The organism is Neolewinella litorea, assembly GCF_004803465.1.
In the GTDB taxonomy this organism is placed as follows: domain Bacteria; phylum Bacteroidota; class Bacteroidia; order Chitinophagales; family Saprospiraceae; genus Neolewinella; species Neolewinella litorea.
Map to the genome: position 1 here is coordinate 778,786 of NZ_SRSF01000001.1, position 20,873 is coordinate 799,658.

15 protein-coding genes are annotated in these 20,873 nt (G+C 56.2%); 7 read left to right on the top strand and 8 right to left on the bottom strand.

Annotated elements, in window-relative coordinates:
* Window positions 1-37: 37 nt before the first annotated feature.
* The gene (locus tag E4021_RS03305) at window positions 38-982 is read right to left on the bottom strand and encodes a pepsin/retropepsin-like aspartic protease family protein (RefSeq protein ID WP_136456479.1); all 945 of its coding nucleotides are present in this window, start codon (window positions 980-982) and stop codon (window positions 38-40) included.
* Between the two features lie 151 nt (window positions 983-1,133).
* Here E4021_RS03305 and E4021_RS03310 point away from each other — a divergent pair, with 151 nt between their 5' ends.
* Entirely contained in the window at window positions 1,134-2,753 is a 1,620-nt protein-coding gene (locus E4021_RS03310) for a CTP synthase (RefSeq protein WP_136456480.1), read from the top strand.
* Window position 2,754: 1 nt separating this feature from the next.
* Here E4021_RS03310 and metK read toward each other — a convergent pair whose 3' ends face one another.
* Window positions 2,755-4,011: a methionine adenosyltransferase gene (gene metK / locus E4021_RS03315; protein ID WP_136456481.1), complete on the bottom strand. Its 1,257-nt coding sequence runs from the start codon at window positions 4,009-4,011 to the stop codon at window positions 2,755-2,757.
* 229 nt (window positions 4,012-4,240) lie between these two features.
* Between metK and manA the strand changes: the two genes are divergently transcribed.
* Window positions 4,241-5,431 carry a mannose-6-phosphate isomerase, class I gene (gene manA, locus E4021_RS03320; RefSeq protein ID WP_168797447.1) on the top strand — a complete coding sequence of 397 codons (1,191 nt, stop codon included), beginning with the start codon at window positions 4,241-4,243 and terminating at the stop codon, window positions 5,429-5,431.
* Window positions 5,432-5,494: 63 nt separating this feature from the next.
* Here the strand turns inward: manA and E4021_RS03325 are convergent, their stop codons facing one another.
* From E4021_RS03325 to E4021_RS03335, 3 genes are all read right to left on the bottom strand, one after another.
* Window positions 5,495-9,151 carry a PKD domain-containing protein gene (locus E4021_RS03325; protein ID WP_168797448.1) on the bottom strand — a complete coding sequence of 1,219 codons (3,657 nt, stop codon included), beginning with the start codon at window positions 9,149-9,151 and terminating at the stop codon, window positions 5,495-5,497.
* Window positions 9,152-9,552: 401 nt separating this feature from the next.
* Window positions 9,553-12,846, bottom strand: coding sequence for a PKD domain-containing protein (locus E4021_RS03330; RefSeq protein ID WP_168797449.1), 3,294 nt, complete (start codon window positions 12,844-12,846; stop codon window positions 9,553-9,555).
* Window positions 12,847-13,519: 673 nt separating this feature from the next.
* A complete protein-coding gene (locus E4021_RS03335; RefSeq protein ID WP_136456485.1) occupies window positions 13,520-14,536 on the bottom strand; it encodes an arginase family protein in 1,017 nt (338 codons plus the stop codon).
* Between the two features lie 196 nt (window positions 14,537-14,732).
* On the opposite strand from E4021_RS03335, the gene E4021_RS03340 reads away from it, so the two are divergent.
* Window positions 14,733-16,283, top strand: a complete 1,551-nt coding sequence (locus tag E4021_RS03340; protein WP_136456486.1) for an OmpA family protein — start codon at window positions 14,733-14,735, stop codon at window positions 16,281-16,283.
* Window positions 16,284-16,496: 213 nt separating this feature from the next.
* Window positions 16,497-16,985: a hypothetical protein gene (locus E4021_RS03345; protein WP_136456487.1), complete on the top strand. Its 489-nt coding sequence runs from the start codon at window positions 16,497-16,499 to the stop codon at window positions 16,983-16,985.
* Here E4021_RS03345 and E4021_RS03350 read toward each other — a convergent pair.
* The 3 genes from E4021_RS03350 to E4021_RS03360 are packed head-to-tail and all read right to left on the bottom strand — an operon-like array spanning window position 16,938 to window position 18,488.
* Window positions 16,938-17,330 carry an ExbD/TolR family protein gene (locus E4021_RS03350; protein ID WP_136456488.1) on the bottom strand — a complete coding sequence of 131 codons (393 nt, stop codon included), beginning with the start codon at window positions 17,328-17,330 and terminating at the stop codon, window positions 16,938-16,940. The two genes, E4021_RS03345 and E4021_RS03350, sit on opposite strands and share 48 nt — an antisense overlap.
* Window positions 17,331-17,342: 12 nt before the next feature.
* Window positions 17,343-17,744 carry an ExbD/TolR family protein gene (locus E4021_RS03355; RefSeq protein ID WP_136456489.1) on the bottom strand — a complete coding sequence of 134 codons (402 nt, stop codon included), beginning with the start codon at window positions 17,742-17,744 and terminating at the stop codon, window positions 17,343-17,345.
* Window positions 17,745-17,783: 39 nt separating this feature from the next.
* Window positions 17,784-18,488 carry a MotA/TolQ/ExbB proton channel family protein gene (locus E4021_RS03360; protein WP_136456490.1) on the bottom strand — a complete coding sequence of 235 codons (705 nt, stop codon included), beginning with the start codon at window positions 18,486-18,488 and terminating at the stop codon, window positions 17,784-17,786.
* Window positions 18,489-18,648: 160 nt separating this feature from the next.
* On the opposite strand from E4021_RS03360, the gene E4021_RS03365 reads away from it, so the two are divergent.
* The 3 genes from E4021_RS03365 to E4021_RS03375 are packed head-to-tail and all read left to right on the top strand — an operon-like array spanning window position 18,649 to window position 20,865.
* Window positions 18,649-19,134 carry a hypothetical protein gene (locus E4021_RS03365; protein ID WP_136456491.1) on the top strand — a complete coding sequence of 162 codons (486 nt, stop codon included), beginning with the start codon at window positions 18,649-18,651 and terminating at the stop codon, window positions 19,132-19,134.
* A complete protein-coding gene (locus tag E4021_RS03370; RefSeq protein ID WP_136456492.1) occupies window positions 19,135-20,103 on the top strand; it encodes a DUF368 domain-containing protein in 969 nt (322 codons plus the stop codon).
* A gap of 3 nt (window positions 20,104-20,106) precedes the next feature.
* Entirely contained in the window at window positions 20,107-20,865 is a 759-nt protein-coding gene (locus E4021_RS03375; protein ID WP_136456493.1) for a shikimate dehydrogenase family protein, read from the top strand.
* Window positions 20,866-20,873: the final 8 nt, after the last annotated feature.

Below are 20,873 nucleotides of genomic sequence, written 5' to 3' on the forward strand. Positions count from 1 at the left end.
CAATGTTGCGAATGACCCGGCACCGGGCAAGGTGGTATTACCAGAGGTAGATCTTCCGCCGACGGTAATCAATACCCACGGTGTAGCGACTAAGGAAGGAAGAGCCCAGGATCCCGGCCAGTGGCGGGGCACCCGGCTCCTGCAGGTGAGTAAGGTCGGTAGTGACCAATTGCAGCGGCTCGTCACCCGGGAAATATTCCGGCAGGGTGATGCTGAGGGCAGGACAATCCACCTCTCGGCCATCTAATCCCTGTACGTTAACCGAACTACCGGCCCGTTCCGCCGGCAACTTTTCTGCCGCCCATTCGGCGAGCAGGTTCAGCCCCGCCCCGGTATCGATGGCGAAGCGGTAGCGCTTACCGTCAATTTTTAACTCCACTATGGGCAGGTGGTCCACCAGGGCAAACCGCAGTTCGGTATGGGGCGATTTACCCATATGCTTGGGGCGCCGCTCGGAGGCCAGCAACTGGAAGGTCTGACGGTCGTAATCGATGCGCAGTTCTCCGTCATTCAGCAGGTCGTAACCCACGAATCCATCGATGCGCTTGCCGGTCCGGGCTTCCATGTCGCGCAGGTCCAGGCCGATAGCCCAGTAGTTGTCGACCGAGCGGTCGAGCATTTCAAAGTGGTCCACCCGGTGATCCGACAGCGAGACCTGTCCACCAGAGCCGAATCCGGTGAAGCGACTGTCGCTGTCACCTTCCCCCCGGTTGTTGACTACAAGACTGGGGACACCGGTATCCAGGATAAAACTTCCCGGCGTGCCGTTTACGGAGGCTTCGAAAAAAATAAGATTCCGATCCAGGATAAACGCCTCGCTGGCCGCGGTGGCGCGGGGATTCGTCGCTGCGTTGACCGATCGCTCCCCCACCCCGCCCAAAAGGTTAACGCTGCGTTGCCCGGTCAAGGACATAGCCCACAGCAAACCCACTACCGCCAGTAGGCAGGTAAAGCAGGAGGTGATGAAAGGGCGTGCTTGCACGGGGGTGGTGGTTTGTCCAGCTAAAGTTAACCATTAATTTACACACAGTTAACATTGATTGTTGGCCTTACCCCCGACTTATTCAGAATTAATTCACGGGCCACCCTGGTTGCCCCCCGTTGTGTACCTTTGTGTCCCGTAATCGCAGAATATGACCAAGTATATTTTTGTTACGGGCGGGGTGACTTCGTCCCTCGGTAAAGGCATCATTGCCGCTTCGCTGGCCAAGCTCCTACAGGCGCGCGGGCTCTCGGTCACCATCCAGAAGTTCGACCCCTACCTAAATGTCGACCCCGGCACCCTCAATCCCTACGAGCACGGTGAGTGCTACGTGACCGACGACGGGGCTGAAACGGACCTCGACCTGGGTCATTACGAGCGATTTCTTAACACCCCGACCAGCCAGGCCAACAACGTGACCACCGGACGGATCTACCAAAGCGTGATCGAGAAGGAGCGGCGTGGCGATTACCTCGGCAAGACGGTGCAGGTCATTCCCCACGTCACGGATGAGATCAAGCGGCGTATCCAGCTCCTCGGCAATACGGGTGAATACGACATCGTAATCACCGAACTTGGCGGCACCGTCGGCGACATCGAAAGCCTACCCTATTTGGAAAGCCTCCGGCAGTTACGCTGGGAACTGGGCGTGGACAATTGCATCACCGTTCACCTGACCCTCATCCCTTACCTCGCCGCCGCCAAGGAACTCAAAACCAAGCCGACCCAGCACAGTGTCAAGGAGTTGCTGCAGACAGGTATCCAACCCGATATCCTGGTGGTCCGTACCGAGCACGAGATCGACGACTCCATCCGCCGCAAACTGGCCCTGTTCTGCAACGTGGAAAAGAGCTGTATCGTCGAAGCCCTCGACGCCTCCACCATCTACGACGTACCCCTCCACATGCTCAAGGAGGGTCTGGACGCGACGGTCGTAAGCAAGCTGCGGCTGCCCGACCGTAGGGCACCGGACCTGACTCGCTGGAAAGACTTTCTCGGCAAACTGAAGAACAGCACCCACGAAGTGACCATCGGTCTGGTGGGTAAATACAACGAATTACAGGACGCCTACAAGTCCATCTATGAGGCCTTCATCCACGCCGGAGCCATGAACGAGTGCCGGGTGAAGGTTGTGCCGATCCATTCCGAACAGTTGGAAGGGGAATCGCGGGACGTGGGAAGTTTCCTGGAACGCTTTGACGGAATCCTGGTCGCTCCCGGATTCGGTGAGCGCGGTATCGAAGGCAAGATCGAGGCCGTGCGGTATGTACGTGAGAACGGCATTCCCTTCTTCGGCATTTGCCTGGGGATGCAATGCGCCGTTGTGGAATTCAGCCGCAACGTGGCCGGGATCGCCGGAGCGGGGAGCTCGGAAGTTGACGAGTTGTCCGATTCACCCGTCATCGACATCATGGAGGATCAAAAGGACATCTCCACCAAAGGAGGAACCATGCGCCTCGGTGCCTACGATTGCCGGCTGAAGGAGGGGTCGCTAGCGGCCCGCGCCTACGGCACCACTGAAATCAGCGAGCGCCACCGGCACCGTTACGAGTTCAACAATAAGTACTTGCAGCAGCTCACCGACGCCGGCCTGACGATCGCGGGCGTTAACCCGAAGACCCAACTGGTAGAGGTGATCGAGATCGCTGACCATCCCTACTTCGTCGGTGTACAGTACCACCCGGAGTTAAAGAGTACCGTGGAGCGTCCGCACCCCCTGTTCGTATCGTTCGTGGCCGCTGCCCTCAAAAAGCGGCAGAGCCCCGAATAGCTTACGACAGGCCGAAAGCGGACTTGACGCGGTCGACGTAATCGAGTTTTTCCCAGGTGAAGGTTTCCACCGTGAGGGTTTTGCTCTCACCCGACCCGTTGCGGAAGGTGATCTCCTTGACTTCACTCTGGCGACCCATGTGACCGTAAGCGGCCGTATCGAGGTAGATCGGATTGCGCAGTTTCAGACGCTGTTCAATGGCGTAAGGACGCATATCAAACAAGGAACTTACCTGCTGGGCAATTTCCGAATCGGTCATATCCACCTTGGCGCTACCATTGGTGTTGACGTAGATGTTGGTCGGTTTGGCCACCCCGATAGCGTAACTCACCTGGACCAGAATTTCGTCGGCTACGCCTGCCGCTACCAGGTTTTTGGCGATGTGGCGGGTCGCGTAGGCTGCGGAGCGGTCTACCTTGCTGGGATCCTTTCCGCTGAAGGCACCACCGCCGTGGGCACCCTTGCCGCCGTAGGTATCGACGATGATCTTGCGGCCGGTGAGGCCGGTATCACCGTGAGGGCCGCCGATCACGAATTTGCCGGTGGGGTTGACGTGATAGGTAATGGTATCGGTAAAGAGTCCCTGTAATTCGGGCTTCACCTGCTCCCGTACGGCCGGGATGATATAATCAATAACGTCCTGCCGGATGGTGGCCAGCATCATCTCGTCGTCTCCGAAGTCATCATGTTGCGTGGATACCACAATCGAATCGATGCGCACCGGACGGTGATTGTCGTCGTATTCGATAGTGACCTGCGACTTCGCATCCGGACGCAGGTAAGTCATTCTTTCTCCCGCCCGGCGCACGGCGGCCAGTTCCTTCAGGATCCGGTGGCTCAGGTCGAGGGCCAATGGCATGTAATTTTCCGTTTCGTTGGTGGCGTAGCCGAACATCATTCCTTGGTCTCCGGCGCCCTGCTCTTCGGCGGACTGCCGTTCAACGCCCTGGTTGATGTCGGGCGACTGCTCGTGGATGGCACTCAACACCCCGCAGCTGTGGGCTTCAAACATATATTCCGACTTCGTGTACCCGATTTTGCGGATCACGTCGCGCGCCAGGGTCTGAACGTCGAGGTAGGTATCGGATTTTACTTCACCGGCGAGTACCACCTGGCCGGTGGTCACCAAGGTTTCACAGGCCACTTTTGAGTTGGGGTCGAAGGCGAGAAAGTGGTCTACGAGGTTGTCGCTGATCTGATCGGCAACCTTGTCGGGATGGCCTTCGGATACGGACTCGGAAGTAAATAGATAGGGCATGTACTGCGGTTTTACGGAAAGTGGCGCAAGGTAGGTATTTTGACCTAATACAGTATGCGCCCTACGCGCAGTCAGCTGACCCTTCCGCCGGCTCGAAACTCGGCACGGTGGTGGCGGCTTGTACCACACTCATCTACCGGCGGGAGTACGCAAAAGCAGGCCGCTGACCGAATCAGAGCCCGCCGGCTCGTTGCAAAGGAAGTATCATTGCGTCAAAATATATCAAACCGTGTCTCAACTCTATCCCTTCGACGGAATCATTCAGCATTATGCCTGGGGAGGCTACGAATACCTGCCCCGCCTCCTGCAACGTGAAAACCCGCAACATGAACCATGGGCAGAGCTCTGGATGGGTGCCCACGAAAAAGGACCCGGGAATTTGCGGGACGACGATCGCACCCTGGCCGATCTGATCGCGGCCAATCCGCGTGCCATGCTGGGTGCGGCGGTAGCCGGACGGTTCGACAGTCGACTACCCTTTCTGTTCAAGATTCTCGACGTTCGGGAAATGTTATCCATACAGGTCCACCCCACAAAAGCTGCCGCGGAAAAAGGGTTTGCGGCCGAGGAAAGGGACGGTCCCGCGCGCGACGCACCCGACCGAAATTACCGCGACGACAACCATAAGCCCGAACTAGGTGTGGCCCTTACCGATTTTTACCTGCTTCACGGCTTCCGCCCACTGGAAGCCATCCGCACCACACTGGCCGATGTTCCGGGCTGGCAAACACTACGGCCTACTCTTGATAAACGAGGAATCGACGGACTCTATGAGCGCGTGATGGCGGCCGATCAAAATGAGATCGACGCCCTGCTGTCCCCTTTGGTTGAGGAGGTAAGCGACGGTACGTACGACCGCGACCAACCCCGCTTCTGGGCTAAGCGTGCTGTCGAACAGTATACCCAAGATGGTCACCACGACCGCGGCATGTTCTCCATCTTCTGGTTCAATCTCGTTAAACTGACGCCGGGCCAGGGTATTTTTCAGGCGGCGGGTATCCCCCACGCTTACCTCGAAGGCTGCTGTATTGAATTAATGGCCAACAGCGATAACGTCTTGCGCGGCGGGCTGACCCCCAAGCACATCGACGTGGAAGAACTGCTGCGGCATACCACTTTCGAGTCTGTCGATCCGGAGCTCCTCCTGCCGGTACCCGCTGACAACCCATGGCGGGAGTACCCTACCCCGGCTCCGGATTTTTCCCTTTCGGTGGCCAAGGTGCCGACAGGATATCCGATCACCGTGGACGCCAGGAAAGCACCAGGAATTCTGTTGTTGCTATCTGGGATCTTGGAATCGGGACAGTACCGTCTGAACGAGGAGCACCGTACCATATTCATTCCGGCGGGTGAGACCGTGGAATGGTCCTGCATCTCGGATGCTGAGATATACTGGTCAACGGTGGGTGAAATAAAATAAAGGCCCGCCGGAACCAACCGACGAGCCTTTCAACAGGGATAGACCTACTCTGTGGCCCTGGATCTAGCGCAATAGCGCTATATCGCCAGTAAAAATCTGACTGCTTCCGTCGACAAATTCGACTTCCGCTGCCCAGAGATAGACGCTGCTCTGTAGGGGCTTGCCGCCCAATGTTCCGTCCCAACCGGTACCCACGGTCCCGGTGTTGCAGTCCGTACATTCATATACAAGCGCTCCGTAGCGTGACATCACGCGCAGCGCGCGGATGGAGCGGACGGTATTGCTCTTTACTTCGAGGCCGAAGGTTTCATTGTACCCATCACCGTTGGGGCTGAAGGCATTCGGGGCGTAGATGCGGTCCTCGTAGTTCTTGCGCACGCTCACACGCAATGAATCGCTGGCCGTGCAACCGTGCTCATCCGTTAGGTTGATAGTATAGAATCCATCATCCAGTGGCAGGGCCGTAGTATAGGGTGAGGAAGCATTCTGGATGCTGTCGCCATACCACTGCACCTTAGTGATATTCCGGGGGGGATAGACCTGCACACGTAGATCCAGTTCGTCGCCCAGTTCTACCAGGGTGTCGCGGTTGGCCGTGCGGATCGTAGCATCGAAGGAGGGAAATACCTTCACGGTGGTGGTGCTGTCGATCTGACAGCCGTTGGCTGAGGTAGCCGTAAGTTTCATCACGTAAGTCCCCTCGTCAAAGTAAGGACGCTCAATGGGGGTCTCTGCAATCATTCCGTTTCCGTAGTCAATTGTCCATCCGGTGAGCGGCGCACTCAATTCCAGTTCGAAGGGGGAATCCATACAGGTCGTGGAAGGCAGGCTGAAAGACATCGGTGCCCCATCGTACGTGCCGATGGAAAGATCGAAGCTGTCGACCGCCGTGCAGCCATTTTCGCTAACGGCTTCGGCGTATACCGTATAGGTACCGGCTTGTTCGTAAGCATAGACCGGGTTTCTCTCCTGAGAGTTCTGTCCGTCGCCGAAGTCCCAGTTCAGTCCAAACGGTGCGGTTTCCGCGGTGGAAGAGAAGACCATATCCTTACCCTCGCAATTGGCATCAACCGCGGTGATTTCGAAGGATGGATCCGGGGAAGGCCGGACCGTGATCTCGTTGCGGAACGTATCGATGCCACAGAGCTGGGCCGAAAGGCTGATTTGGTATTCGGTATCCTCTTTAACCCGGTAGGTGTGCGTGATAGACTCCAGTTCGTCAATCAGTTGGGGGGAAGAATTATCGCCCCAGTGAACGAAAGTAAGGGCACCCGGGGTGGAGGCATTTGTCAGGGTTACCTCCGTGGAGGAGCAGATGTTGTCGTAGTCGAGGCTGAAAGCAGCATCGGTAGTAATGGGGAGTACGTAGATGGTATCGGTCACCTCCTCATCCGGACAGCTGATGTTCGAGCCTTGTAGGGTGATGGGGTACTTCAGGACTTTCTTTTCTTCATTGCGTAGCACCAGTTCGGAAGGCAGGAAAGTAGCCTGGCGTCCATCAGGGTAAGATACCCGGAAGTTATCCGCATTGACGGATGTATTGGCCAGGAAGATCGTATCGTCCGAGCAAACGGTATTGTTATCGTTGAGGACGTCGAAGGACACCCGAAAACGTAGTGGCAGGACCACACCGAAGGTATCGGCGGTAGTGTAACAGCTGTTCATAACGCTGACGTCTACTCCTAGTACTTCCGGTGCGAGTGGCCGAAGCAGGTGGACCCGCGGTGCGGCCTCTTCGCTGCGGTCGGTGCTGCTGAACGCCCAGCGGTAGGAAACGCCCGGGGGTTGATTGCCAGCGGAAAAGTCAATGGTGAGGGAATCACACACGGTACTGTCCATTACGTAGGAGAAGTTGACCGTAGGAGGGAAGAGGACTTCGATGGAGCGGGTTATCGTATCCGTACACACACCACCCGGGAATGCAACCACCTGTTCGATGGTGTACACACCCGGTTCCAGGAAAGTAAACTTGGCTTTTTCACGATTCTGGGCGGTTTGCCCGGTTTCGAGCACCGTGAAACTGCGCGTCTGAGCCGAAGAACGGTTCTCGATCAGGATCGACTCCAGGCCTGCATACATGGCACCTGCGGCCCCGCCCCCGCAGCTGTCGGTAACGATTTCAAAAGCGGCCGTAGGATATTCCTGGACCTTGATGTAAAGCGTATCTTCCCCACCGCAGTAACTGAGGCTGGTGTAGGTGATCTCATAGGTACCAATGGCCAGTCCGGCGGATTCGAAGACGTTGTTGGTGACCCCGGTACCGCTGTAATTACCCGCTTGCAGGGCGGCCAGGTCCACGGTTCCTCCCACACATACCTCGGGCTGGATGCCGCTGTACTTCTCCTGGGGGATGACGAGGAATTCGAGTGGGTAAACCGCACCGCAACTGTCGACCACGGTAACTTCGGTTTTACCTTCTACCACGGAAGGGTCGAAGATATTGTCAACTACGCCCGGTCCGGTGATTCGGCTGACCTTGAAGGAAGGTTGGATGTAATCGAGCAAGGCGATGGGTGCCTCGGTGGTACATAGGGTATCGATGCTCGATATATCGATCTCGAGGCGGGCTCCGTCGCGGACGCGGACGTCGACCGGGATGGCGAAAGATTCACCACATGCATCGGTGCCGGAGGCGGTAAGGACCACTTCACCTACGTCCTGGAAGGTCACCAGGGGGCAAAGGGCCGTGGAATCGCTGAAGCTTACGTTGGGCACGTTGGCCGACCACCGGATATTGTCGGGGGTAGGCGTGAACTCCAGGTAGGAACACAAGTCCAGTACGTATCCGGTACAGGTGATTATTTCTTCCAGTACAGCGATGCGCTGTCCGCGGGAAGTGGTGATCTCGATCGTCTGCGGTTTGGCGGAGCAGTTTTGGTTGGAGGCAAGAACGGTGATCGTCTTGGTGCCCGCCTGGTTGTTCTGGATGGTGATGACGGGGTTTGGCGCGCTCGGATCCGAGAAGGAGACGTCTTCGGAATCGGAAGACCACTTGAAGGAGGTGGCGTACTTATAGGTACTGTTCGGGAAAACCTGGATGGTTTCGTTACAAAGCTGGGTGGTGTCTACCATATAGGAGAGCTCCACCTGGGGCATCGGCTGAATGACGATCGTCTTTTCGTAATAGTACTTATCGCACCCTTTGTAGGGCGTAACCTCCAATTTTACGACGTAGGTACCGGGCTCACCAAACTCGTAGCCGCTGAATTTCTTTTGGGTTGCCCCCTCGATCAACTCGCCGTCGATGTACCACTGGTAGGATTCCACCAGTTTGTCGCTGCACATTTTTCCCTCGAAGTTCACCTTGAAGGGCTCCTCGATACATTTGAGGTTGCTGTGCTTGATGTTGACGATGGGGTTGGGTACGACACGGAAATCGTAGGTACCCTTCTGGTTGTCTCCCCGCTCATCGACGCAATCTTCGCGTACAACGGTAAGCGCGCCGGCGTACTCGAAGTACAGCGCGCCGTCACTCGGCGGAGTGGGCTTGCCGGGAGGCGCGCCGCAGTCGAAGAGAAAGCGCTTGGAAACGTCGACGGTGTTTACCACGCCGGTGTATAGGGTATCGCTGCCGTCGGGGAATTTGACGCGGTAGGTACCGGGGTCGCCGTTGTTGTAAATTTTAAAATTTACGGTGACCATACCCACGCTATCGGCACAGAAGGTGCTGGTAGGTGGAAGGAGGAAGGGTTCTTCCTGGCCGCAGCTCGTTTGGGCCAAAAGGCCGATCGAAAATGCGTTTAGGGTAATTAGGAGAACAAGCTTTGTAAAATTCGACATGCAAGACTAGGATTATAGTCAATGCTGCCATGGCCCTACTAAAAGTGTACGACATAAGTGCCAGCCACCGACAACGGTAGCAGTCACGAAATCAGGCGAAATACGTTTGCCCGACTATGTAATTTTCTTTTGAGAGAGACGCTGGCTAGTAATTGACCAGGAAGTAAAAAAATCCAAATCAAACCCCGAAGGGTAAAAAGAGCAACACAACAGCCAGGACCGGCTGCCTTACAGACATATCGGTGTCGGAGCCGGATATATTGTAGTTCGTGGGAAAAGTTTTCCCCTTCCGCCAAAAAAATGAATCATCACGGGTGCCCTTACCCGCAGGTTGATTTCGCTCAGCGGAGCAGGGTCACGTCACCGGTAAAGGTCTCCTCCGTTCCGTCCACGAACTCCACCTTCGCCGCCCAGATGTATACGCCGGTTTTGGCTGGATTGCCTCCGATGTTACCGTCCCAGCCGTGCGCGAGGTCATCGGTGCCGCAGTTGCTGCACTCGTAGACAACCGTCCCCCACCGGGAGATAACCTTCAGCGACTCGATAGCGCGTACCGTATTCGGTTTGATGAAGAGGGCAAACGATTCATTGTAGCCATCTCCATTTGGGGTAAACACATTGGGGGTATAGATGCGATCACGATAATCGGTACGGATCCGCACCATGAGTGAATCGGCGGCCCGGCAGCCAAATTCGTCCATCACCTGCAGACGGTACAGGTTATCGGTGGTTGGCATGGCCAGCACCTTTTTATTCAGGGGGTCATCAATACCTTCCCCGAACCAAGATATGCTGTCCAACGAGCGCTGGGGCGACACGCTGAAGGTGAGGTCCAGACTATTTCCTAGATCGAGCGTGGTATCCCGACGGTCGGGCTCAATCTTTACTGATAACTTGGGGTGTACCGTTACCAGTACCGTAGTGTCGATCTGGCAACCCTGCGCGTCGGTCGCGGTAAGGGTGAAGGGGTGTACACCTACCGTTTGAAAGGGCCTGGACATTGCCCCGGCGGTTTGGGTGCCGGCTCCGTAGGAATAACTAAGCCCCGTACCGGGTGAGCCTACATCAACCGTAAAATCTCCCCCAACACAGGTTTCCTCCGGGATGGCGGCGCTCAGATTCTTACCATTATACGTATCCACCGTTACCATCACCGTATCGGAGGTGACACAACCTGAGGTAGTGGTGACTTCCAGAATTACCGGATATTGACCCGGGCGGTCGTAAACATGGGTAGGCCGGTGGTGCTGACTAAAGTTGCCGTCGCCAAAATCCCAATCGAAGCCTTCCGCTCCCCCGGCGATATTCGGGACGAACACCAAGGAATCGCCCACGCAGGACGATTGTGGCGTCTGCACGGTGAAGGTGGCATTGGGGGCTGCCCGGACCCGGAAGTCTGTTTGATAAGTATGGGTGCCGCACAGCGTGGCTTCCAGGGAAATTGTAAAGGTGGTATCACGATTGACATTGTACCGATGCCGGAGTGTATCTCCGGCGACGGTCCACTGGGGAGTGGAACCATCGCCCCAGAACACGCGCCCGCGGCTGCCACTGGTAGAGAGGTTGACCAAAGACACTTCTCTTACGGCGCAGTTGTCTGCATAGACAAGGTTAAATCCGGCGCGGGTGGTGGTAGGCAGCACGAACACTGTATCGGTAGCCGTCTCGACCCCACAGGAAGAATTCATTCCGGTCATGGTTATTGGATACGCCATGATTTTATCGCCGGGATTGGAGAGAATCAGGTGCCCCGGCAGGGTGGTCGAAGTTTTACCGTCTGGATAAGTTACCGTAAGCCGCTCGGCATTGAATGAATTGTTCTTCAGCAGGACGGTATCTCCGGAACAGACGGTCCGGTTGTCATTCAGGATTCCGAACCCGACCTGGAAGCGGCGGGGCACTTCTAGGTTGAAGGTGTCCTGGTACTTAAAGCATCCGTTGGAAGCCGTGACCGCTACCGTCATCCACTGTTCATTTCTCGGCCTAGCCACACGAATGGTATGGGATTTAGCTTTCAGCACCTTTCCGGTGGATAAGGTCCAGCCAGGCACTACCGCCTCCGGCAGCCCACCCGAAGAGAGCGTAATCGAAACGGAGTCGCAGCCGTCTTCCAGGATCTCGTAACTGAAATTGGGGTTAAAGGCACTCCTTACTTCAATCTGCCGGCGCAGGGTATCGGTACAATCGGTGCCCCGCGAGCCTACAACCTGCTGGATGGTATAAGTTCCCGGTGATGAGATGGTGAAGTCTGCCGCATTGGTGTCACACTGCCGCTGCCCGGTTTCTTCCACGGTATAGCATAGCACTTGCGACGTGGACAGGTTGACGACCTGAATGGGCTGTCCCGCCCGAAAGATCGTACCGGCTTCCCCGCCTACACAACTCGGTGTTGCAATGGAAAAGTCGGCATGTGGAGGATTCTGCAAGGTGAGGTTGAAGGACCCCGCCCCTCCGCAGTACGCGTCGCTCACGAAACTGATCTGGTATGATCCGGCTTCCAGTTCATCGGAGTTGAACACATTATCGGTGACGCCTTCCCCGGTATACGTTCCTGGCTGAAGGGTAGTCAAATCTAGGGTCTCACCGAGACACAGGACGGGATTAATTCCTGTAAAACCTCCTTCACGCAGTACGAAGACAGGTACCGGATAAAGTGCTCCGCAGCTGTCGGTGACGGATAGATTGACCTTCCCGTAGAGCCCGGATGGATCGAAGCGCTTTCCAACCACCCCGGGTCCAGATATTGCGGCCACATTGCGGAAGGGCTTTATGTAATCCGATAAATCAAGGGGTGGTTCCTGATCGCAGATGGTGTCCAGTTCATTGAACTGGATCGACAAGGGTAAATTGTCGCGAACCCGAACGGTCATGGAATAAGCAAAAGGTTGTCCGCATACGTCGGTTCCCTCCGCACGTAGCGTGTGTACCCCGGCAGTGGCAAAGTTTACCACTGGGCAACTGCGGTTACCGTTTTTGAAAATTGTTGTTTCGTCTGTATCGGACCAGGTTATGGTTTCCACCGTGAGGGGTTCCGAGATAAAATCACAAACCTCGAACGTCTCACTAACACAGGTTGATGGTGAACCTATAACATTGAACTCCTGGTCGTTGTAGGTGGTCAGGGTGAAGGATTCCTGTACGGTACCGCAGGCGTCACTGTTAGCGGTAAGCGTAATTACGCGGGTGCCCCCCTGGCGATTGTCTACGGTAATGAGCGGAGTGGCTGCCTTGGGGTCGGAAAAGGTAACATCGGGGGAGTCCGACGTCCATTTGAAGGAGGAAACGTGGGCAGCGGTGGTAATGGTAGCGATGGTAACTACCGGCGAGCACAAAGCTGCCGAATCAACCTGAAATTCCACGTCCAGCACGGGACCTTCGGTTACCTCGATCTCCTTCTCCAGAAAGAATGGACCGCATCCATCTTTGGCGGTGGTAGCCTCAACGCGGATCTTGTGTTTTCCAGCCTTGGTGATGAGCAGTGACTTCACTTCGGCAGCATTCGAGTTCGTTATAGGGGAACCGTCCAGGTACCATTGGTAAGTATCAACCAGGTCGTCCTGGCAGAGCAACACATCCAGATCAAGGAGGTAGGGGGCTTCCAGACAGGTCAACTGACTGGTTTCAATCCTTTCCAAAGGATTGGGAATGATGTTAAAATCATAACTTCCACGTTGGGCATCTCCCTGGCTGTCAACGCAATCCGTGCGCACAATTGAAAGTTCACCCTGATAGGCGTAGAAAGGAGATTCGGCGTTGGGTAGTGACGGGGATCCGGGAGGATTGCTGCACAAGAATTCAAGTTCGTGAATTACAGTCACCGTATCCGCAATACCTTTATAGTCCGCCGTGGCGCCGTCGGGAAAGCTCACCGTATAGTTGCCGGGAGCGCCCAGGTTTAGCAATTTAAATGAAACGGTAGCAATACCGTTAGAATCCACGCAGAAGGTCCTGGAAGGGGGTAGCCAGAACGGATCCTGCTCTCCACAAAGCGACTGCGCGAAAGCGGAGGAAAATCCAAAGAAAAGCGGTAGAGCTACTATTATAAATTTTAGTATGTGTGCCATCAGTGTTCTTGAGTAGACGAAATCATCCGTCAAAATCTGACACCAGGGGACACACCTAAGCCAGTCGGTGCAACAACTGGCAACGTGTTTGAATGAAGTAGATCAGCGCCGTAAAAAAACGGAGCAAAATCAGCCAACCTAGTTTTTCATTATCCAGGCCCAATGGGGGCAAACCTGTGTCAAACCTTAACCTTGTTATCTACGAAGATACACTATCTACTTTACACTGTCAATACCTTAACACTCAGTACCGGGAAAAGGCGATTCTAAGACGGTCTGGCAGTTTGCCTTCCTGACTTATTTGCAGATAATCTTCGTAACTGCAGGATACCAGTCGGTTACGTTCTTCTCCTTCTTCGTCGGGAACCGGTACCTGTACCCACCATCGGTTGCTGCGGTCCGACCGCCAGAAGGTCAACCGGTCGGTAACTTTGCTGTCAACCACGTATTCGTGCAGGCCCGCCGTCGTGACCGGGAAGTCCCCCTTTCGCTGACTGACCCCATAGAGGAAATACCAGATCAGCTGTGCCTGGGCCGCCTGGGTGACTTTCTGTTCGTGGTGCGAGCAATTACCCGGCTCATAACCGTACAGCCCGAAGGAGGAGAGGCGGTCGCTACTGCCCGCATAAAATGCGAGCTGCCCGGCCTCTTGCACCGAAAACCCCGACGGATGAAAGCCGCGCCTCGCCGGGGCTTCCCCGGCCGCAAGAGCTGCCAGATCAAATGCGAATACGTCGGCGTCGCGGATGGTAGGCTCCAGGTCGCTGAGCTTGCCGCGGCTCTGACCCAGGGTGTACCTCTCGAAGTGACGGCGCAGGAACAGAGCATCCAGACGAGGGCCTACCAACTGACGCTGGGACCCCAGATGCGCCAGGTGGTATACCGGAGAACGGTCACGGTAAATCGCAGCATCAAGGTTGCCCGCCGATTCAGTAGAGGTGCCCGGTGAATCCGACAGATGCATGTCGCTGTCGGCTACGCAAATCCCTACCTGCCGGTTCAGCTCTCCGAACGCGAGATATTGCGCCGTGAGGAGCGTGGGATGCCGCCCCACCAGAACCGGCAGAATACCGGCACCGTGCAGTTCCTTCAGCAGCGGAACCGCGAAGTTGACGGTCTGTTTTCGGAAATTCCCCAGGTCGGACAGCGTGAGACCGTCAAAGTCCCAGGCCAGCGGGTACAAATGTTCGCGCACCGCATCGGCGGTCGCCGCGTCCCATCCCAATAGTGCTACCCGGGGGGTGGCATCGGGAGAGGCCATTAGCCGAGTGCCTATAGCGTGCGCGGAGAACCCGGAGGGTAATTGTCGGGGGGGAAGTAGCCAGTGTTTGTACATATTTGCGGTGCCGCGAAGGTAAAGAAAGCGTGCGCTTTTACGAACAACTACTACCTTTGACCGATATACACAGGATTGTGAAAGAAACCCCTATTCACCAAACCTTGCTAGATCCACCTCTATGAAATTAATTAAGACTTCTCTGACCGGCCTGTTGCTCTGCATTTGTGGAGCGCTTTCCGCTCAAGGCACCCCTTTACCTACAACCACCAGCCCGGATTCCACCATGGCGGTCGGCATGGCCGAAGAAGGCGCCCTGAACAAGCGAGACCAGCCTTCCATGCTGGAAATCGGCATCTCGCCCTACTATTCATGGCTATCCGGCGACGTTACCTCCAAGGGGGGCTTCGGTGGTGGTATACACCTGCGTAAATCGCTGGATCACCTCTTCTCCCTACGAGTCGATGGTGTATTCGCCGTGAGTAAGGGTGACGACGAGACTGGTGACAACTCCAACAACCGGCGCTTCGAAACCAATTGGCTCAGCGGCACGGGATACGGGGTAGTCACGCTCAACAACTTCACCTTCAAGGGCGACATCCGCAACATGAACCTGTTCATGATGGCGGGTGCCGGCGGTAACTTCTACGCCACCGAGTTTCAGTGCAACGGCAATGTTCGTGGTAACGGATGCGCAAGCAACCCCAATGGTTCTCCCTTCGAAGAAGGCCGCAACGGTGAGATCGACCAGTCTTTCCGCACCCACGCTGCCTTCGGTACCGGCATTAACTTCCGCATCAACGAGCGGTTTAATATCGGCGCCGAATACCAAGTATACGTGCCTTTCGGCAACCGTGCCGACCTGGTAGACGGTTACGATGACGGCGACTTCCGCGACGTTCAGCACGTTGCTGGGATTGCGCTGAACTTCAACATCGGCAACCCCAATACTCACACCGAACCCCGCTACTGGACCAACGCCTTCACCCCCGTGAAGGAAGACATCGCCACCCTGAACCGTCGCGTGGATGAGGTTACTACCGATACCGACAACGACGGTATCGCCGACGCCGTAGACCAGGAGCCCAACACGCCCGCCGGCGCCACCGTAGACAGCCGCGGTCGTACCCTTGACAGCGACTCTGACGGCGTGCCCGATTTCCGCGACAAGGAGCCCTTCTTCCCCCCCCGCGTTGGTGAGGTAGTCGACGCCGACGGTGTCGTCGTAGAGCGCATCGACGCCCCACTTAGTGAGGATGAGGTACAGACCATGATCGACAACAGCCTCAGCACGGCTATGTCGGAAAGGGATCAGAAAGACATTACCCGCATCAACACCCCCGGCGGTGCCATCTACCTGCCGATGCTGTACTTCCCGCTCAATGGTTCGAATATCCAGTACGAGGATTACGGTATGCTGGCCAGCATCGCCCGTGTATTGGATGCCAACCCCGGAATGCGTCTGATCGTCCGCGGATACACCGACCGCACCGGTGACATGGAATACAACCAGAAACTTTCCTACCGCCGCGCCCTTAACGTGATCAATCACCTGGTAGACAACTTCAGCATCGCTCGCGATCGCCTGATCCTGCAGTACCGTGGTGAAGATGAAGCCATCGTTCCCCTGGATCGTAGCCGCGTCAACCGTCGTGTAGAGTTCCTCACCGGCGTACCCGATGCACAGGAAGACCCCGCTCCGGAGGGTGTCGAAGTGCCTGAAGGAAACTAATTTTTCCTAAGCTTAATTACGCAGAAGAGCCAGTCGGGACTTTCCCGACTGGCTCTTCTGCTTCTGCGAAAGGTGACGCCCGCAAGACTATTGTCTCCGGGCGCCCTAACATTCGCTCTAAATCAACGCGGTAATCACTCACTTGATACCGCTTGGCCGAAAAACGTGGCTACCCCCGACCAATCTTTTCCCCACACCCCCTTTCTTTGCCCTATGAAACGCTTATTCACCCTCACGCTTCTGCTGCTACCCATATTGGCCTTCGGCCAGTGGAGGTCGGATATATCGGGTAGCTGGACCGGATTGCTTCTTCAGAATGAGGGCGGATTTGCCGAACAGTTCGAACTGTATATGAACCTGGAACAGATCGGCCTCAGCGTGAAGGGCACCGCCTACGTCCGTCTGGGAGAACTACAGGCAGAAATGAAAGTGAGCGGCTTTCAAACCCCGGACGGGAGCTGGCGCATCTCGGAATTGGAAATTCTTCGGAATAATAAGGCCGGACTGACGGTGGCCTGGTGCCTGAAGGAGTACGACCTGAGGGCGGATTATCGCGATGGTGAACTCGTACTGACCGGCCCATGGTGGGGAAACAGCGAATACGGTCCCTGTGTCCCCGGCTCAATCACCCTTCGCAAGCGAATAAAGGTTGCCTCACTCTTCCGCGGCGAGAACCCCGTTGATGTCGAACCGCATGGCTAGGTCCATAACGGTGACCACTCCCTCTACCGGCGCTTCCTTGTCTGGTGAGATTAGCATGCTGTAACCTCTTCCGGCACTGGGCTGCAATTGCAGTTCCAGCTCCTCGGCGCTAATCCGGCGATCGTTGAAGTAAAGCGCACCGGCATCGTCGATGCGCACCTCATCCAGACGGTCCGTGGAAGGACTGGCGGGCGTATCTGATCGGCCCGGCAGTTTGAGATTGAGGGCGTTGGGGGCCACCACCGTGGAGGTCAACATGAAAAAGATCAGGAGCAGGAAAATGATGTCCGTTAGGGACGACATATTGAATTCCGCACTGACTTTAGATCGCTTCTTGAGGGCCATGGCTTTAGGTGTTTAACCCCGACGGGGTTGGGTCGCGATGATGGCGCGGGCTCGATGCTGAGCGGCCAGGTTCATGATGGGCGTAATTCGGTTGAACGGTACCCCAGTCTCAGCCACAATCGTCACAGTAGCATCCTCCTGATTGTCGGCCTGGTCCAGGGCGTCGTTGAGGGCCTGCGCAACCGCTGCACCCCGTACCTCAAGATTATTGACGCGGACTACCCCACCCTTTTCCAGTTCGACCACGATATTCGTGGGGGCCACGGTCTGACTGTCCGACTCCGGAAGATCGAAGGGGCGGATCTGCACGAAGTTGGACGTAAGCATAAAGAAGATCAGCAACAGGAAGATAATGTCCGTCAGAGAGGACATATTGAATTGGGCGTTCGCCCGATTTGATCGTTTTAGACCCATGTTGCTTGCGAATGATACTACCGTGAAAGGGAAGATCTGTTATCCAGGCTCCTGGAGCAGGTCCATAAACTCGGTAGTTGACCGTTCCATCTTGTAAACGACCCGCTCGACCTGCGCCACCAGTAGGTTATAGCCTACGAAGGCCAGGATGCCAATGAAGAGCCCGGCTGCCGTAGTCAGCAGGGCGGAATAGATGCCGCCGGCCAGTACGTCGGGAGTGATGTTCTGGGCGTTGGACATTTCGTAGAATGCATTGATCATGCCCGTAACGGTGCCGAAGAATCCGATCATGGGGGCGGCACCGGCAATGCTGGCCAGGGTACTGAGTCCTTTCTCAAGGCGGAAGACCTCCAGGTTGCCAACATTCTCGACCGCGGCGTCGATGTCCCGCAGAGGCCGTCCAATACGTTGCAGCCCCTTGTCAACCATTCGGGCTACCGGGCTATCGGTGGTCGTACACAAGGCCCGGGCGTTGGCCATGTTTCCGGTCGAGATTTCCCGCCGGATCCGCTCCATGAACCCCTCGTCGTCCGCACCGGCGGCCTTGATGGTGATGTACCGCTCGGAAAAAATGTACAACCCGATGATGAACAGCAGCAACAGGATGCCAACAATAATCATGGTGAGGATGCCGGACTGCAGGAGTACGTCCAGCAAGCTTTCGCTTTCCACGACGGGTTCCGGTGTATCAAGGTTGAGGTCACCCTGCGCTTGCAGGAGTAAATGAAAGAGGTTCAGAAACATTCGGGTTGCTTTAGCGCTTGCTTAACGTCGCCCACCGCCGGGATATGTTTGGGGGCCGGCCACAAATGTAAAAAATTTGCCGGGCCGGTCGGACGCAACCTTCTGATGACGCTGCCGCATCCCCGGGGGCCGGGGTATCTTTGCGCCCTAAATGATGACTATGCGATTGCTTTTTTCCGTACTTTTTCTTGCCCTTCTCCTTGTGGGCTGCGAATCCGACGGCCGGGCCGGCTACCGGGATCTCGACCTCACCCAGTACAACATTCCAGTCGTCATCCAGGCACCCGACAGTGCCAAGGTGGTGGTCTCCAATCTCTCCGGCGTGATGGACGACGTGACAATCAACAGTCCGGCCGACCGTTACGCCGTACAGGTTTTGGCCAGTGACGCTACCACCAACGATATGGCCCGCCTCAAGGCCGAAGAACTGGAGTACGTACGCGACAACCGCTACTTCGAACAGATCGTGCGGGAGGAACCCCAGGGCTTCATTTTTGAAAATAAGATCGACACCACCAGCGCCTACGGTTTCCGCTACATCATCTACCGCGGCGACCGGGAATTCGTTTTTCAAAACTCCTTCGACGGCGTCTTCACCCTGCCGGAGGTGGAAGCGATGTACGAAAGCGTAAAATTTGCCGAATAAATGAATATTTCCTTGATTCTCAAAGGGATGGCCATGGGCATTGCCGAAGCCATCCCCGGCGTCAGCGGCGGTACGATCGCCTTCATCACGGGCATTTACGAGCGGCTGTTGGAAGCCATCGGGGCCATTCTCGGCACCCGCGTAGCCGGCACCTTCCGACGCGAAGGCTTCCGACCCGCCTGGCACGTCGCCGACGGCGCTTTCTTGCTTCAACTCGGGTTGGGCATGGTCGTCGGTCTCGGTTTTGCTGTGGTGGCGATCACGTGGCTGCTCGAGAACTATCCTCCCGTCGTCTGGGCCTTCTTCTTCGGCCTTATTGTCAGTTCGGCCATTTACGTAGCTCGGCAAATCCGTCACTGGGGCAAATCTGCGGTCACCCTCCTGATCGTCGGGGCCGTCTTTGCGTACTTCCTGACCACGATCAATCCGCTCGCCGGAAGCACCTCTCCCCTGCTCGTTTTCTTTTCCGGAGTGGTGGCCATCTCCGCCCTGATTCTGCCGGGCGTTTCCGGCAGTTTTATCCTGGTGCTCCTGGGAATGTATACGGTCGTGTTTGGTGCAGTGCGTGGTCTGGCCAGCGGGGAAGATGGATCCCTTTTGATTGTTGCGTGTTTCGCGGCGGGCTGCATCGTCGGACTGGCCGCCTTCGCCAGGGTACTCACCTGGACCTTTAAAACTTACCCGGACCGCACCTTTGCCCTGCTCACGGGCTTCATGCTAGGTTCTCTCAACCAACTCTGGCCCTGGCGCAATGCCCTCACCACCCGCATCGACAGCAGCGGAGAGATCGTACCCGTTCTGGAAGCCCGGGTAATGCCTGCGCAGTACCTGGGCGGCGAACCCTACGTCCTGGCGGTGGTACTTTCCATGGCCGCGGGACTGGCCATCGTATTTGTGCTTGAAGCCTTTGCCACCAACAAGCAGGCCGAAACCGAGTTGGGCAACACCCCATCTCCGGACAAAACCTAGCCTATGCCCACTTTCGGACTCCTGGGGTTCCCCCTGTCTCATTCTTTCAGTCGCGGATACTTCACGGCCAAGTTCGTAGATCTCGGAATCGACCACACCCATCGCTACCTGAACTTCGAGTACCGGTCCGCTGACCAATTTCGGAAAATTCTGAATGAGTATCCTGACCTCCGCGGCGTCAACGTTACCATCCCCCACAAACAGGCGATACTTTCTCTACTGGACGAGGTAGACCCGGTCGCCAAGAGGATAGGGGCCGTAAATACTATTCTGGTCAAGGGAGGCAGAACCAGTGGATTCAACACCGACTACCAGGGGTTTAGCCAGGACTTGATCCGCCAGTTGGCCGCTCAACAACGATTCACCAACCTGCGTGGCGAATCGGCCCTCATACTCGGGACCGGCGGGGCGGCCCGCGCCGTTTGGGAAGCATTAGTGGGGATGGGCGTAAAGCCTAAGATGGTCAGTCGTACTCCCTCTCCGGAGGGATATTCCTACGACCACCTGGATAAACAGACGATTAAAGATCATCGGCTGATAGTAAATACTACCCCTCTGGGCATGCACCCTAATACGGACGCCTCCCCGAATATCCCCTATCAGCACCTCTCACCAGCGCATTTTTGCTACGACCTGGTGTATAACCCCTCCGAAACCTCCTTTATGAAGCGTGCCCGGGGCGCGGGCGCGGGTGCCTCGAATGGCCTGGGAATGCTGTACGCGCAGGCTGAAGCCGCCTGGGAAATCTGGAATCGCGAATAAACACGATC